Below are 15,821 nucleotides of genomic sequence, written 5' to 3'. Positions count from 1 at the left end.
TAATTGAATGATTAATTGCAGCCATTGCAAATGCCAATGGCCAATCCGTTCTCATTTTTCATCGGGTTGCCGGGATGCGCGTTGTTGTAGCGCGTTAAACTGTCCAGCCCGGCGCTTGCCACATAAAATATCTGCGGATAAAGGCCTGCCAGCGCCGAGAGGTCCTTATACTCCGGCTGCGAAAGTATCAGCAGGCTATGCTTCACTTTACTGTAAGTACCGAAGTAAAATTGAACCGCGCTTACCCAGTTTGGCGGCATGGTTAGCTGATCGGTAAACACCAAACTAAAGGTGGGGTGCGGCGCCTGCTGAAAGTTATCATTATTGGCTATCTGCAATACCAGTTTAGCATTGGCGCTGGCCAGCCTTGCGGCACGCTTTACACGGATGTTAAGCATGGTTTTAACCGTTCCGGCCTTAATGGTAAAGGTAGATGGCAACGTGTATTCCTCGGGCAAGGCGGTAGACGAAGACAGTACCTTTACTGTAAACTGACGGTCCTTTGTACTTACGTTACCCATGATAGATGCCAGCACGTGCATATTATATGCTGTGGTATCTTTTGGATAAATGGAAAAGGTAAACAGTGTAGAATCGGCGGTGGCCAGCTGCAGCGGATCACCGGTGAGGCTTATACGGTCAACGTCTTTATATTCCTTATCGTGGTCATTTTTTTTGCAGGCGGTAAACAAGGCGCCCGACAGGATAATTAATCCAATTAACATCATTAATTTTTTCATCACCTTAATATTTTAATATCCAAATTGATTTTCTAAAACTGGTAACGGCAGCACATAATTGCTGGACAGGTAACCGCCGACAGCACCTATGCCGGGCACGGTGGTGGCATTGGTTCGCTTATAATAAAAGAACATCTGGCCCTCCACCGTCGTCTCCTTCCAGTACTCCTTCATAATTTCGGTTTGGATGGCGCTGGCCGTAAGGTTTGATGCCAGCGGCGTGGTAATGCCCCGCGCCGTACGTACTGTGTTGAGGTAAGTGATGGCTTGCGTTGGGTTAGTTGTAGCCAAACATTCTGCCGCTATATAGTACATCTCGGGGACCTTGATCAGCGGCATGCGGTTGGCGTAAGCGGCCAATATGCCGGAGGGCTGGTATAATTTACCAAAGAAGATCTTAGCAGTAGGCGTAGTGTAATTCCTGATCAGGTAAACATTACGGTAATCGGTTAAACCTACGGTAGCCGTTTCAAACTGTTGCGTTTGCCGTGCGGCGTTGATGACCAAAGTACTGGTAAACCTGCTCGAATCAAGAATACCTGCATAATTGTTTGCCAGGTTGGTTACATTCAGCCCAAAGATATGCTCGGTTGTAAACACCCTGTCTTTGTTAGCCTCTGCACTGGCTGCAATAACCGATTGTAAAATAAAAGGGAACTTTACCGGCGCGGCGGCAATTATCTCCTGCGCGGCGGCAAGGGCATTGGCCTGGTCGTTTTGCCATAAGTAAACCCGGGCCTCTACAGCTTTAACCGCGTAATAGTTAAAGCGCAGATCGCGGGCAGGTACCGCTATGTTCTTAGCGTATAATGAATCGGCCTTCAGCAGGGTTTCTGCCGATTTAAGGTCGTTCATGATATTAGCGAGCGTAGCCTTTACCGTAAGCCTTGGCGTAACGACCGGAGCGTAGGTGGTTACATACGGCACGCCATAAGTATCCAAACCGCCGTTAGCAGGTGCCTTTGTAAACAAACGCAGCAAATCAAAATGCAGGAATGCGCGTAAACCTAAAGCTTCGCCTTTGATCACGTCATGGTCCTTACCGGCAAACATCGAGGGATCAACCTCATCGATATGCTGCAGCAGGTTGTTGACGTTGGCAATGGCATTATACTGGTTAGACCAAATGCCATCAATAATAGGCTGAACGTTTGTGTTGGTATAGTTGGCGGCAAAAGCCTGCTGATACGCCACAGAGCCATTGCTTGCAGAAATGTTATAATTTCCGGCTATTACATCAACCAGGCCAAAGGTTAATTCCTTACCATAAAGCGGAGTAGTCCCCATCTTCAAATAAACCCCGTTCAGGGCATCCTTAAAACCCTGCGCGTTGGCGAAGAATACATTTTGGTCGATCTGCGTTTTAGGCTGTACATCGATCCATTTTTTACATGCTCCCAATAAGGTCACCACGCCAAGGATCAGGGTATAAAAAGCAATTCGTAATTTCATAATTCTTTTAATTAAAAGTTAGCATTTAAGGTAAAAGCCACTTCCCTGGCAAAAGGATAAGATGTACCGCGCTCCTGCTCTACGCTCGATATCACAAACAGGTTGCTGGTTTGCAAGCCCAGCCTGAAGCGGGTAAAGCCCAGGCGCTTGATAGCCTTGATCCTGTCCAGCTCGTATTGCAGTTGCAGCGAACTTGCGGTAAGTATGCGGTTGTTCTCTACAAACCTCGATGTTACCTGTGTTTGTGTTTGGTCGGCTATGTTTTTAAAGAAGCTGATATCGCCCGGTTTTGTCCAGCGCTGGGTAAGTACCCTGATGTCGACGTTGTTATAGATATTGGCGTTCTCTACTTTATCAACCAGTGTTTGGTTGTATATTTGCCCGCCAGTCTGGTAATTGAAGATGGCATTAACAATAACGCCCGATTGCGCCAGGCTGAAGCCAAAGTCGGTATTGATCTTAGGCAGGTTATCACCTACAACGGTCAGGTCATCGGCAGACCATGTGGTAGTAACCGAGCCATCCAGTTTGCGGTATACTTCTTTACCTGTAGCCGGGTCGATACCCAGTGAACGAACAGCATATATGGCATTCATTGACTGGCCTTCCTTTAACAAGATCTTAGGCTTGTTGACTACCACCGTAGGGTTAAGCACAGTGGCAGTAGCGTTTGAAAGCGACGCGGCGGTGCTATTATTATAAGCCTGCAATGCTGCCGAGATCTGCTTCAGCGTATTGGTATTGTGCGCCACTGTGGCAAATACATTGAAGTAGTTCCGTTTTTTAGGATCGTTATAGATCATATAACGCACGTTGAAATCGAAGCCAACATTTTGTACGATACCCAAATTAGCCTTATAAGTGGTAAAACCGGCAGATGGCGGCAGGGTGATATCTGTTAACAAACCATTGGTGGTTTTCACGTAATAGTTAAAATAACCACTGATCTTTTTAAGGAAGCCGAAATCTACGCCATAGTTATTCTCCTGCAGGCGCTGCCAGGCCAGGTCGGGATTGGCGAGGCTTAACAGGTAGGCGCCGGTTGCATTCTGATAATTTGAATTAAGGTAGTAGCCATAAGTACCCACGCTTTGATAAGCGCTAAAACCCTGCGAACCGGTAAAGCCGGTGGTGGCGCGCAGCTTCAACAGATCGAGGAAGTGCACATTCTTCAAAAAGTCTTCGTAATGCAGGTTCCATCCCACACCCAGCGACCAGAATTGTCCCCAGCGATTGTTCGATCCAAACTGCGATGATTCGGAAGCGCGGTAGGTACCATCAAACAGGTATTTTTCGGCAAAGGCATAGTTACCCGAAGCGAATAAACCTAAAGAGCGTACGGTGCTTTCACTGCTGGTTGGCGTGGTATTAAGCATATACTGCAAGCCCTGCGATGGCAAAGTCAGCATAGGATTAGGGAAGCCTTCCACACTAAACGAACTACCGGCCGACGACATGCTGCTTACCTCATAACCACCGTTCAGCGCCGCGGTGCTTTTACCCAGTTTTTTGGTATAGTTGGCAACCGCATTGCTCGTCCAGTTATTAATGGTACCATTACCTTTAATATAATAGCCCTTACGGTAAACACCTGTGCTGGTTTGGTAAACAGCCGATGTAAAGTAGGTATCATCGGCAGCCTTGTAGGTATCCGAGCCATTGTTTTGCGCCGTGATGCTGAATTTAGCGATCACCCGGAAAGCCGGAGTAATGGCCCAGTCTACCGATGTATTGTTGGTGATATCAGTATACTTACTTACATCAAACGAACTTAAGGTTGAATTATACGCCGGGTTATAAACCGGGCTTGATGTTAGGTTGGGCGAACCTGCCGGTGGTGTAAGCACCGTATTGATCTGCTTCAGGATATTGCCGTTAGCATCAAAATAAGGCAAGTAAGGATTCATGGCCGCGTAGGTAGAAAAATCGCCCCATGGCGAATTTGAGGCCTTATTTGAGGTAAGGGTCAGCACGTTGCTGATGTTTAATCCCTTAAAGCGATAGCTCAGGTTAATAGCGCCGCCAAACGTATTACGGGCCGAACCCTTCATTACGCCGGAGTTGTTGTTATAGGATAACTGCACGCCGTAAACCAGGCGGTCGTCGCCACCTTCAAACATGAACGAGTGCCTTTGGTTGATACCGTTTTGCAGTGGTTTAGAAAGCCAGTAGGTATTTACTCCGCTTTGGGCGTTCTTTAAATAAGTATTGTATTCGGTAGCCAGGTTATACTGGTTGGTTGGGCTGGTGCTGGTATAAACACCGGCGTTAACCTCGGCCTGTAGTTTTTCAAAGGCGTTGGTCAGATGATAGCTGCTCAGATCAGGCGCGCTCAGGCCTCCGGTCAGGTTATAGGTAAGGCGCACCTGGCCGGGTTTAGGTTTAATAGTTTCGATAACTACTACGCCGTTAGCCGCCTTCGATCCGTAGATAGCCTTCGATGCGGCATCTTTAAGCAGGGTAACGCTGGCCACCCGGTAAATATCCAGATCGACCACTTTTTGCAGCGTGGTTTCAAAGCCATCCAATATAAAAAGGGGCTGATTCGGATCATTGGCAACGCTCCCTCCGGTCAGATCGGGCAGGCCATTTTGGCCGCGCACCTGCAACTGGGGCAAAGCGTTTGGATTGGACCCTAAAGTATTATTCGGTACCAAAACGATCGACGGATCCAGGGCGGTTAAGCTTTGGATCACATTCTGCGAGCCTCCCTTTAATAATTCTTCCTGGTTAAAGGTAGAAGCCGTACCCGTATACGTGGTGTTTTTACGGGTAAATAAACCGTTGATCGTAACTTCGTTCAAATTGCTCACCGCCTCTTCAAGTACAATCAGTAAGCGTGTTTTTACATTTTTTACAGCTACACTTTTAGGTTTGTAGCCTACAAAGGATACCAGTATGGAATCGCCGGTGCGGGCGTTCAGCATAAAATGACCATCCTTGTCGGTAATAACAAGGCCTTTTCTTTGTTTAATACTTACGGTAGCCCCGGGTATGCTTTCCTTGATTTTAGCATCCACTACGGTACCGCTCACCACCGTATCGGCCGCTGCTGCAGCAGATACCGGCGCGGGAGGCAATGCCTTTTTGCGAGTGATCACAATAACTTTGTCGCTGATGGAATAAGTTAACGGTAAATTGGCCAGCGCCTCGTTCAACACATCTTCTACACTGCCCTGCTGCACGTTTACACTAACCTTGCTGGCCGGGTCAATAAGGCTGCTGCTGTAAAACACATCAAAATTGCCCTGTGTTTTTATGTCGTTAAATATCTCTTTTAGCGATACGTTTTTTTCGTTAATGGTGATCTTTTGCGCAATAGAAGTTAAAGCCTTTGCCTGAAATATGGTAACCAGGAATATAAATATGGTGACTCTCATAGCAAGTGATAATTTAAGCGCGCAGCAAATAGACTTCCCATCTTTATGGATAAAGTTTTTATACATTTGTTAAGGGTAAAGTAAATTCTCGTGAAAAATTATTTATTGATCCTATCGGCCGGGATGTTGCCGCATCCCGGCTTCTTTCAATTTCCGGATAGTATAATTCAATGCATGTTGCGTTCTCCTTTCATCAATTAGTTTAGTTAGGGGTATATTTAAACACAGATCAAGCCGCCTTGGCCAGCTCTATCATGGTTGATATTTCTTCTACAAAAGCATCGTTGCCGCCGGCGCCACCGCCCAGCGAGTTAAACCTGATCTTACCGTTTTTATCGATAATAAACTTAGCGGGAATGCCCTTTAGCTTGTAACCCACCGCGGCGTTATTGGCCTTGGTAACCGGGTCTTTAGCATCAATAAGCACATTGAAAGTGAACTTTTTATCCCTGATATAACTTCCAGCATCCTTGGCAGGCGTGTTATTAGTTTCCCAGGTATGGATAAAAAGGAACACCACGTTCGGGTCGTTTTTATACTTGGTTACCGCTGCCTGCATATTAGGGAACGATGCCTTGCAAGGGGCACACCAGGTAGCCCAAAAATCAAGCACAACGGTTTTTCCTCTAAAATCGGACAGGGAAACCGCTTTCCCGTTCAGGTCGGTAATGTGGAAATCAAAGGCCTGCTCGTTCATCATCTTTTTGGCAAGTTCGGCTTTGATGCTTTCCTTCATCGCGGTATATAGCGATGCTTCGTATTCGGTAAAGCCCGCGTCGCTGCCTTTAGCGGCCACGTAAGCATTTTTAAATTGAGCTTTAACCTCGGCCGAAGCGTTGCCGGTGCGGATGGCTTCCTCCATCATCGGGTAAGCCTCTTTATAATCGTGATTGGCTACCAGATAGTCTAAATACATCGGCTTTACATCCTTCCATAAGCTTTTGCCATCGTAAGCGGCTTTGGCATAAGGGAAGCCTTCTTTATACTTCCCGTTCAGGTAAAACAAGTGGCCGGCTATTCTTGAATACTCAACCATATCGGCAGGGTTAACGTTTCCTCTCCTTGCCACATCGGCAAAGGTTTTCCTGATCAGTTGTTCGCCCAAAACATAGTCGCCGGTACCAATTGCTTCGCGGGCAGCATACGAGTAAGCGTTAGTTTTGTAGGTAGTATCGGTTATGGCCTCCAGGTATTCCTTCACCTTTTCCGGTTTATTTTTTCCTAAAAAAGTAATAGCTACATAATACCGTGATGCATTAAACATCCTGTTATTTGCTAAAGCAGGGTTTGAAGAAAATGTTGCGATGAGCGCCTTCAGCCTTTTTTCGTTGGCTAATGGGTCTCTTTCATTATAAATATTGTTAGCCGCCTCATCAAACGCCATCGCTCCGTTGGGAAAACGCGTCATGATCAGCTTGGTTATTTCTTCGTTCTTTTGTTTGTTGCCGGTGGCGTTATAATAATCGGCCAGCAGTTTCACATCTTCTTCTTTCTGGCTATCCTCCAGCGTTTTCAACTTAGCGGCCAATACTTGCTGGTCTTTCTGGTCTGTCAGTTCTTTTAATAGCGGGTTTACGCGCTGACGGTTCTGCGCGCCTGCGTATAGCATTATGCCGATGCAAAGCAGGGTAAATAAGTACTTCATTGTTGTTTTTATTAGTGGTGATTGTTTTTGAGTGATTGTGATTTTTAATATCAATGAGCTGGCCGGCCAGCGGGCGCGGCATCCGATTTTTTTGCAAATTCGGCCGCCTTCTTTTCATCGCCACCTTTTTTGTACAGGTCGGCCATCGCCTTGTAGGTCACCTTCAAGTCCATGCTCCAGGGGTACCTGTCTATTTGCGCCTGATAACAATAAGCTGCAAAAGCATACATTTCGGGGCTGGGGTGTTCAAGGTAGTTCACCGCATCCGTTACCGTAGCATAAGATGGCGCGTCGTTATTAGCTTCGAACCATGTTTTAGCAAATGGCAACGCTTTGGCTTCGTTTGTTTTGGCCAAAGCAACAAAGGTGAAATGGCCCATTTTAGGGTAATACTTCAACCCGGGTTCAACCTTCAAAAAACTATCTATCCTGGCAAGCGCGCCAACGGGGTTACCTGGCCGCCCCATATATTTATTTAAAGTGGTTACCACCTCATTGCCATCAATTTTCGATAAGCGCTGCATATCCTTCCTATCAGCCGCGGCCTTCTCTACGTTCCATTTACCGGATACCACTTGCGGCAGTATCTTGTCCAGGTTCATCGGGTGCCCTGCCCAGGCTATACGGTTTTGCTTATCTACAATAAAGGCAAAAGGGATACCGCGCTCGCCATAGGCTTTCAGCCAGTTATCGGCCATTTTACTGCCATCGTCAACCGCCACGTGGTAATCCATGGTATCGCGTTTACCGGCCACAAACTTTTCTATCGTTGCCAGGTCGGTAGTCTTGCGTTCTAAAATGCTGCAACCAATTACGGTTACATCTTTAAACTCGTGCGCTACAGCCGAGAGGTGCGGCATGCCGGCAATACAAGGCAGGCACCAGGTAGCCCAAAATTCAACTACATAAACCTTTCCTTTTTTAAGGCCGTCAACCTCGCCACCCTTCAGCCATTTGCCTACGGTTAAGGCGGGGGCAGGTTCGCCCAGATCTTTTACCGGGGGAGCAGGTGCCTGGGCGTGCAAACCGGTTGCGGATAAACCGGATAATAATAAAACGCTAAGCGCTTTCGCGTAAATTTTCATGTGGTGTCTTTTTATTTAAATTGTCTTTTTTGCCATTTCTATCATTGCCGATATTTCTTCAACCGCGGCATCATCAGCGCCATCAAAACCGGTTAGTTTAAACCTGATCTTTCCGTTGCCATCTATCACAAACTTTGCAGGGATGCCGGTGATCCCAAACTTGTCGACTACTTTGGTCTTGTTATCATCAAGTAATACCTGGAAATCATACTTATTATCTTTAATAAAGCTTTTTACATCTTTTGCAGGGTCGGGCACCCTTTCCCAGGTGTCGATAAACAGGAATTTCACGTTCGGGTCGTTCTTGTATTTGGTCAGTGCCATTTGCATGGCCGGGAACGATTTTTTGCAAGGCCCGCACCAGGTAGCCCAAAAATCAAGGATCACTACCTTACCTTTAAGACTGGCAAGAGACACCTTCGCCCCGTTCAGATCAACAAGCGCAAATTCGGGCGAGGCTTCGGATATCATTTTTTTAGACAAGCCGGCCAAAACCGCTTTTTGCAACTCGCTGCTCAGGCCGCCTATAAACTCGGTATACCCGGTATCCGAACCTTTATCCTGCACATAAGCTGCCTTCAAGCTGGCTTTAATATCAGCGTTGGCACGCCCGGCCTTTACCTCCTCCACCAACATCGGCAAAGCATCTTTACCGCGATTGTTGGCTGTAAGGGCCAATGCGTATACAGTTTTAACGCTGCCGGTTTTGCGTGTGCTGCCTTCGTACGCCTCGGTAGCAAAGGTTAAAGCATCTTTAAATTTTTGCTCTTTATATAACACGTTGGCCAAAGCACTCACGTTAGCATAGTAAGCGTCTTTGTTCCCGCTGCCGGCATCAGCTGCTGATTTTGCTGCAGCTACCGATTTCCTGATCATGCGCTCGGCCGTGGCGAATTCGTTTTTCGAAGCTAAGGTCTGCGCGTTCATGGTTCTTATGGTAGCCAGGTACGATGGCGATTTAACCGTCTCCACCCATTGCTCGCATTTAGCGGCGTTGCCTTCCAGGGCATAACTGTAAGCCACTTCAGAACGGGCGTAGTCATACGCCACATCAGCATTTTGTGCAGGCTCGGGGAATTGTTTGATCAGCAGGTCATACTTTTTTTCCTTTTCGGCAGCCGTAGCTTTTACCGATACCAGTTCGTTATACTGTTTAATAAAGGCGGCTTGCCCATGCGGGTAACGCTTGATGGTAACGTTTCTTAACGAATCGGCCATATCCGTAGCCTTTATCGCTACGGCAATTTTTGTGGCTTGCGTTATCCCGGCCTCATCCTTATCTGCCAGTTGTTTTAAGCCGGTTGTTATTTTTACTTTATCCTCAGTAGTGCCCGATCTGGCTAAACCCTGGTAATAAAGCGTTAAGCTATCGGGTTTGGCAGGCTGCCTGTTTTGCTGGGCATTGGCTACAGAAGCTAAACCGCTCAGTAACACTATTAAACCGATGTTTTTATACAAATTCATATACTATATTTTTTGCCGGAGCTTTATTTCTTTATTAATTCCCTTTAGTATCAACAGTTACCGTATTACCATCAATAGTATAAGTGGTAGCCGTGGTTTCAGATATGATCTGCAGTACACGGTCAAGTGGTTCCGTTCCGTTAAAATGCCCGCTGATCAGCTGTTTTTCCGATGCCGGACTCTTAAATTTGATCGATACATTATACCTGTGTTCTAATTTTTCGGCAAGTTCCTTAAATGGTATATCGTCAAACTGCATATCGGCCTTTACCCAGGTGATCATTTCTTCCGATTTTACCGCACGCTGATTGGCTGTTTTTGTCTCGCTGCTGTATTCAACCGATTGGTTTGGCGTCAGTATGGCCAGCATTTTTTTAGTTTCATCTATCACGCTCACCTTGCCCCTGGTTACCGCTACGGTTACCTTTTGGCCCGGGTAGGCTTTGATATTAAAGGCTGTGCCCAATACCGTAGTGATCACTTTGCCGGTATGGATAATAAAGGGCTGATCTGTTTTATGCCTGATATCGAAATAAGCCTCGCCAATTAGTGTAAGCTGCCTGGTTTTTCCATCAAAATGGTAATCGATCTTCGCGCCCGGGTGCAGCAATACTGTACTGCTATCTGGTAATAGCACATACCTGTTCTCCAGCGCGCTTGTAGCGGCAATTACCGCTCTATCAGGCAGCAGGTTTGATTTAGGCCCTTTAAAATGGAAGTAAGCCCCCGCCATAACCGATACACCAATGAATATAGCAGCCGCACGACCGATCACCCCGTTATTAAACCTCATAGACCGGGACCTTCCTGCATATATATGCGCTTCCAATTTTTGGCGCATCTGCTTAGCTACCTGCTTTTCTTCATTCGGCTGGTCGGTTTCCCAAATGATGTCCCTTTCATTTTGAACGCGGTACCAGTCGTTCAATTGTTGTTTTTCAGATTCGTTGGCGGTTCCATCCAGGAATTTCCTCATCAACAGATCCAATTGTTTTTCTTCCATTATTTTGGTTTTATATAATGGAGTTACATAACTATGGGGCTTACCCTTAGTGGTTTTGAAAAAAAATTTAAATTTTTTAATACCGCGGCCTTGAAATGGCCGAAGATGGGCAGCCAAACCGTATTAGGGTCGATCAGTTATCAATAAAAGAGAGGATAATAACGGCGCGAAGCAATCAAAAGAAGAGATCAAAGATCATTTTGACAATTATCACCAGTGCGATGAGGCCGGCACTGACGACCAAAACAAACAGTTTTTCCTGTATCGTCGTTTTGTCTTTGCGTTTGGTCCACATATAAGCATTATCAGAATAAAGGCCGGGTAAGCGGCCTTCCCTTAACCTAACACATATGCAGAATCACTACAACTGCATCCGGTCTTCTTACCTACCGGGTTTATTTAAATAATTTCTTCCAATACAGCCACATGCTCCTTAGCGGCCAGGTAACGTTCGGCATCAATAGCGGCCATACAGCCGGTACCTGCCGCTGTTACCGCCTGGCGGTAAACATGGTCCTGCGCATCGCCACAGCAAAATACCCCCTCGATGTTGGTATACGTGCTGCCCGCTTTGGTTTTGATATAACCCGTTTCGTCCATATCCAGCCAGCCTTTAAAAATATCGGTATTCGGGTGGTGGCCAATGGCTACAAAGAAACCGGTTACCTCCAGTGTCTTTTCTTCGTTGTTTTGATTGTTCTGTACTTTAACGCCAGTTACATTCATACCGTCGCCTACAATTTCTTTGGTTTCGGTATTATATAATATCTCGATGTTGTGGGTGTTCAGTACGCGGTGCATCATCGCTTTTGATGCGCGGAACTCATCGCGCCTTACCAGCATGTACACCTTTTTGCAAAGCTTGGCTAAATAGGTAGCCTCTTCAGCGGCGGTATCTCCTGCCCCTACAATAGCCACATCCTGCCCGCGGAAGAAGAAACCATCGCAAACAGCACAGGCTGATACGCCGAAGCCATTATATTTTTGCTCTGATTCCAGCCCCAGCCATTTAGCGGATGCACCGGTAGAGATGATCACCGTATCGGCCAGGATGGGTTTGCTTTCATCAACCACTACCTTATGCGGCAGGCTGCTAAAATCAACCGAAGTGATATAACCGAAACGGATATCGGTACCCAACCGCTCGGCCTGGCGGCGGAAGTTCTCCATCATTTCGGGGCCCTGGATGCCATCAGGGTAGCCGGGATAGTTTTCTACCTCGGTGGTTTGGGTTAGCTGGCCGCCGGCCAGTATGCCTGTATATAAAACAGGTTTCAGATCAGCGCGCGATGCATATATGGCAGCCGTATAGCCTGCCGGGCCCGACCCGATGATCAGGCATTTTACGTGTTCGGTTTTATCAATTAAATTCATAAGGTAAAGCCCAAGGCTTTTTATAATTCCCGGGAAGCAACTATCTATTAAAATATTTTATAAAAATCCATTACATTAAATTAACAATCAATAGTTCGTAAAAAAACTGCAAAAACACCTGGTTTTTCTTCGTCAATTAATCATAATTTTCATTTTTTGTCGCCTTTTATATCACCTGGTTATTATTATTTTCATTCCCGATTAAAAGGAGGAGCTCTCCGTGTGCAAAGGCGTCAGTTAATTTTTTACGGATGGGATCAGTTGGTCGATACTTGGTTTTTAAAACAATGTGGGTGGCTGCACAAAAATACAAAATTGGAGATTCTTTAATCGTCAATCATGAAGAACTTGAAAACTGGATTGATGTTACGGTAGAATATTGCAAGATTATACAAGGACGGATCGAAAAGGAAGTTGATTTTAAAAAATCGAAGGCTAAATCGTAAGGATATCTAAGGGAGTTCCCCGGCCAGTAGGAAGATTGCCACGAAAACTAACCGCAAAAATCCACGTAGGAAAATTCGATTAGGGTTTGTTTAATATCAATAAATCGCTCGCTATAAACTGAATTAGGAAAATTTGTTCTCATGCTTTCCGCAAAGTTGATCGCCCTTTCTAAATCATAGTATTGAAAGTCATTGATGAGGCAAATAGCGGTCCAAAATCTTTTTTCATCATTAGTATCTTCGGATAATATAATTTTCTTTAGAAACTCAACTTTGACCTCGGGATAACATCCGAAGACAGTCCTTCTTTATATGAGAAACTACTCAAAAATAAAACGCCAATAAAGTAAGTATTAGGTTATTTTGGCGAAGGAAAACGCTTGCAGGGTACGCAAGAGGTCTACGGTAATTTTAAACCATTTTAAACTACTTTATGGCGTTTACTGCCATAAACTGTTACCGGAAGCGTGAAGTGGAGGATACAGGGGAGCTATTTGGAGGTCTCTGAAAATAAAAAAGCACTTACTATACTTGTAAGTGCTTGATAATCAGTGGAGAATACCGGAGTCGAACCGGTGACCTCTTGCATGCCATGCAAGCGCTCTAGCCAGCTGAGCTAATCCCCCAATTGCGGGATGCAAATATATCATATCTTATTAAAAATGTAAACCCTAATTAAAAATTATTTTATATGGGTTTGATCCGCCTGTAAACATCGGGACGATCTGTCTTTAAAACACAAATTTTACTTTAAACCGAGTTTTATAAAATGTTGAGCGTGTACTTTTGCAACCGAAAGTTTATAAAAAAGTAAAGCCCCTGATGGGCAGGGGCCTTTACTAACCAATTATAAACCTAAATTATGAGAAGACGTTTTAATGTGTATTTTTAATACGGTGTAAAAGTAACACTTAGTTTTGATATTCGTTGTATTTTTTTAAAATAATTTAAAAAAAGATTGTCATAATTATATCAAAAAATATTTATCGTTCAAAAAACACAATTTTCAGATAGCTATTCCAGCGTTTCTATACAAAAGTAATAGTTTTTTATAATCCAACTATCAAATAATCACAAAAATTTTAAAAAATATTAAAAAAATATAAAATAATAGACCAAACAAGGACAAAAAAGCAGTATTTAACTCATTAAGTTATCACAAACTTAATATTTAGATAATTTTACAATCAAAAAAAGCGCAAATACCGACCAAATTTATACATGACAAGCAAAATATCAGAAAAACCACATCTAACTCCGCTAATTTTATGGATAATGACCATTACCACCGGTTTTGTGGTGGCAAACATCTATTATAATCAGCCTTTGCTGGATGACATCGCCAATTCGTACCATATAAACAGTGCTAAAGCGGGGCAAGTTGCCGTTTTCACGCAAATTGGTTACGCCCTGGGCCTGTTATTCATCGTTCCGCTGGGCGATATGTTCGAGCGGAAGAAATTAATGCTGATCGATTTTATTTTTGTGGTCACTTCCCTGCTGATAGCCGCCTGGGCGCCAACCATTACCATCTTATTAATAGCCAGTTTGTGCATCGGCATCAGTTCGGTTATTCCGCAATTGCTGGTGCCTATGGCCGCGCATTTAGCCCAACCGCACGAGCGTGGTAAAAAAATAGGCTTTATTATGAGCGGCCTGCTGGTAGGTATCCTGGCATCGCGCACACTGAGTGGCTTTATCGGCGAACATTTTGGCTGGCGGGCCATGTTTTATATAGCGGCAGGCATGATGCTGGTTATCTGGCTGCTGGTTTACCTGCAACTGCCCCGCGTTGAGGCCGATTATAAAGGCAAGTACCAGCACCTGATGGCATCGCTGGTGAAAATATTTATGGATGAGCCGGCATTGCGGTTGGCCTCCTTCCGCGGGGCGCTTTGCTTTGCCTGCTTCAGCGCGTTTTGGACAACACTGGTATTCTTATTAAAGTATCAATTTAACCTGGGCAGCGATGTGGCCGGTGGCTTCGGCTTGCTGGGCGTATTAGGCGCCGTAGCCGCCGGCATGATGGGCCGCCTGAGCGATAAAATGGACTCGTACAAATTATCGGCCTTTACTATCGTGTTAATTATCGCTTCGTTTGTGCTGTTCCTGTTATCAGGCAACAATTTAATTGGCTTAGGCATCGGCGTAATATTGATGGATGTTGGCGTACAGGCCACACATATCTCTAACCAGGCCGTCATCTTCGCGCTTAACCCGGCGGCGCGTAACCGTATTAATACCGTATATATGGTATCGTATTTTATCGGTGGCTCTACAGGCACTTTCCTGGCTACCATGGCCTGGCAGCATTACCAGTGGCCCGGTGTATGCGCTATCGGTATCACTTTATCCAGCGTTGTGCTTATCGTCCATTTGCTCACCCGGCAGAAGATGAAAGCGCACCGTGCAACCGCACTGTCCTGACTACTCTACAAAACACAGTGTAGGTTTTATTGTAATCAAATTGTCAACTGCACCATACAAAACACGCTATCCGGCGTGTTTTTTTGTTTTACAGGACATGATTATGACAAATTTTTCGTCCGAATTTAATTTTTGGCACTGAATTGGAATAATAGCTAACACATCAATTAATAAGCAATATGTCGACCGCGAAAAAACAAACAACGCCTGAAGGGGAAAAAGAGTGGGAAGACCCGCTGCACCCCAACCAGCCTTCGGATGCGCGCGATAAGGAGCAGATCGAGAGGCAATACGAAGAGGCGAAGCGCCGCAAGGACAACCTCAGCGAAACCGATCATATTGACAAGGAAAAAAAGAATTAGTTAAATACCACATTCAGCAAAACATTACCACTATGAAAAACCAAAAGAAATTCAACGTAAGCAAACTGATGGCCCGCTTTGACGAGGAACTGAAAAACATCCTGGTAAATGATCTGTCGGCCCGCAACAACCACAACCAGTTGGTAAGCACCATTCAAAACAGCCTGAACAACCGCTTAAAAGCAGCTTAATAAAAAAACGTCAACCTGCCAAAACATTTAACTATATGAAAACTTACACCGCAAAAACCGCCCCAAGTAAATTAGTCGCCAAGTTCGATCAGCAATTGATGGACCTGCTAATGGAAGACCTGAAAGCCTTCCGCGCTAAAAACAATAACATACGTAAGGTTGGCGAGCAGCAACAGCTCATCGCCGCCTGATCTATCATACATCTACCTATCAAATTCTACTACATTATCTATGAAAACGGCAGAGCCCTTT

At 45.2% G+C, this 15,821-nt stretch carries 13 protein-coding genes and 1 tRNA gene; 5 read left to right on the top strand and 9 right to left on the bottom strand.

Annotation, left to right across the window (positions count from 1 at the left end; genetic code table 11):
* Nucleotides 1-11 precede the first annotated feature (11 nt).
* The 8 genes from HQ865_RS23475 to trxB form a co-directional block, all read right to left on the bottom strand.
* Nucleotides 12-740 (bottom strand): DUF4843 domain-containing protein, encoded by a 729-nt coding sequence (locus HQ865_RS23475; protein WP_173417245.1) that lies wholly within the window; start codon nt 738-740, stop codon nt 12-14.
* 12 nt (nt 741-752) lie between these two features.
* A complete protein-coding gene (locus HQ865_RS23470; protein ID WP_173417244.1) occupies nt 753-2,192 on the bottom strand; it encodes a RagB/SusD family nutrient uptake outer membrane protein in 1,440 nt (479 codons plus the stop codon).
* Nucleotides 2,193-2,203: 11 nt separating this feature from the next.
* Nucleotides 2,204-5,572: a SusC/RagA family TonB-linked outer membrane protein gene (locus HQ865_RS23465; protein WP_173417243.1), complete on the bottom strand. Its 3,369-nt coding sequence runs from the start codon at nt 5,570-5,572 to the stop codon at nt 2,204-2,206.
* A 229-nt stretch (nt 5,573-5,801) separates the two neighbouring features.
* Nucleotides 5,802-7,217, bottom strand: a complete 1,416-nt coding sequence (locus HQ865_RS23460) for a TlpA family protein disulfide reductase (protein WP_173417242.1) — start codon at nt 7,215-7,217, stop codon at nt 5,802-5,804.
* Nucleotides 7,218-7,267: 50 nt separating this feature from the next.
* The gene (locus tag HQ865_RS23455; RefSeq protein WP_173417241.1) at nt 7,268-8,302 is read right to left on the bottom strand and encodes a TlpA family protein disulfide reductase; all 1,035 of its coding nucleotides are present in this window, start codon (nt 8,300-8,302) and stop codon (nt 7,268-7,270) included.
* A 15-nt stretch (nt 8,303-8,317) separates the two neighbouring features.
* A complete protein-coding gene (locus HQ865_RS23450; RefSeq protein WP_173417240.1) occupies nt 8,318-9,766 on the bottom strand; it encodes a redoxin domain-containing protein in 1,449 nt (482 codons plus the stop codon).
* Nucleotides 9,767-9,800: 34 nt separating this feature from the next.
* On the bottom strand, nt 9,801-10,769 hold the full coding sequence (locus tag HQ865_RS23445) for a FecR family protein (RefSeq protein ID WP_173417239.1): 969 nt from the start codon (nt 10,767-10,769) through the stop codon (nt 9,801-9,803).
* Between the two features lie 399 nt (nt 10,770-11,168).
* Nucleotides 11,169-12,143 carry a thioredoxin-disulfide reductase gene (gene trxB / locus HQ865_RS23440; RefSeq protein ID WP_173417238.1) on the bottom strand — a complete coding sequence of 325 codons (975 nt, stop codon included), beginning with the start codon at nt 12,141-12,143 and terminating at the stop codon, nt 11,169-11,171.
* A 251-nt stretch (nt 12,144-12,394) separates the two neighbouring features.
* On the opposite strand from trxB, the gene HQ865_RS23435 reads away from it, so the two are divergent.
* The gene (locus HQ865_RS23435) at nt 12,395-12,589 is read left to right on the top strand and encodes a hypothetical protein (protein WP_173417237.1); all 195 of its coding nucleotides are present in this window, start codon (nt 12,395-12,397) and stop codon (nt 12,587-12,589) included.
* Nucleotides 12,590-13,141: 552 nt separating this feature from the next.
* Here HQ865_RS23435 and HQ865_RS23430 read toward each other — a convergent pair.
* Nucleotides 13,142-13,215, bottom strand: a tRNA-Ala gene (locus tag HQ865_RS23430).
* A gap of 595 nt (nt 13,216-13,810) precedes the next feature.
* Between HQ865_RS23430 and HQ865_RS23425 the strand changes: the two genes are divergently transcribed.
* From HQ865_RS23425 to HQ865_RS23410, 4 genes are all read left to right on the top strand, one after another.
* Entirely contained in the window at nt 13,811-15,016 is a 1,206-nt protein-coding gene (locus tag HQ865_RS23425; RefSeq protein ID WP_202020422.1) for an MFS transporter, read from the top strand.
* 179 nt (nt 15,017-15,195) lie between these two features.
* On the top strand, nt 15,196-15,378 hold the full coding sequence (locus tag HQ865_RS23420) for a hypothetical protein (protein ID WP_173417236.1): 183 nt from the start codon (nt 15,196-15,198) through the stop codon (nt 15,376-15,378).
* Between the two features lie 32 nt (nt 15,379-15,410).
* Nucleotides 15,411-15,569, top strand: a complete 159-nt coding sequence (locus tag HQ865_RS23415; RefSeq protein WP_173417235.1) for a hypothetical protein — start codon at nt 15,411-15,413, stop codon at nt 15,567-15,569.
* Between the two features lie 35 nt (nt 15,570-15,604).
* Nucleotides 15,605-15,760 carry a hypothetical protein gene (locus HQ865_RS23410; protein ID WP_173417234.1) on the top strand — a complete coding sequence of 52 codons (156 nt, stop codon included), beginning with the start codon at nt 15,605-15,607 and terminating at the stop codon, nt 15,758-15,760.
* The last annotated feature ends 61 nt before the right edge of the window (nt 15,761-15,821 follow it).

The sequence above is a fragment of the Mucilaginibacter mali genome, from assembly GCF_013283875.1.
Lineage (GTDB): Bacteria > Bacteroidota > Bacteroidia > Sphingobacteriales > Sphingobacteriaceae > Mucilaginibacter > Mucilaginibacter mali.
The sequence above is the reverse complement of the archived record's forward strand: the minus strand, read 5'-3'. Positions and strand labels throughout refer to the sequence as shown.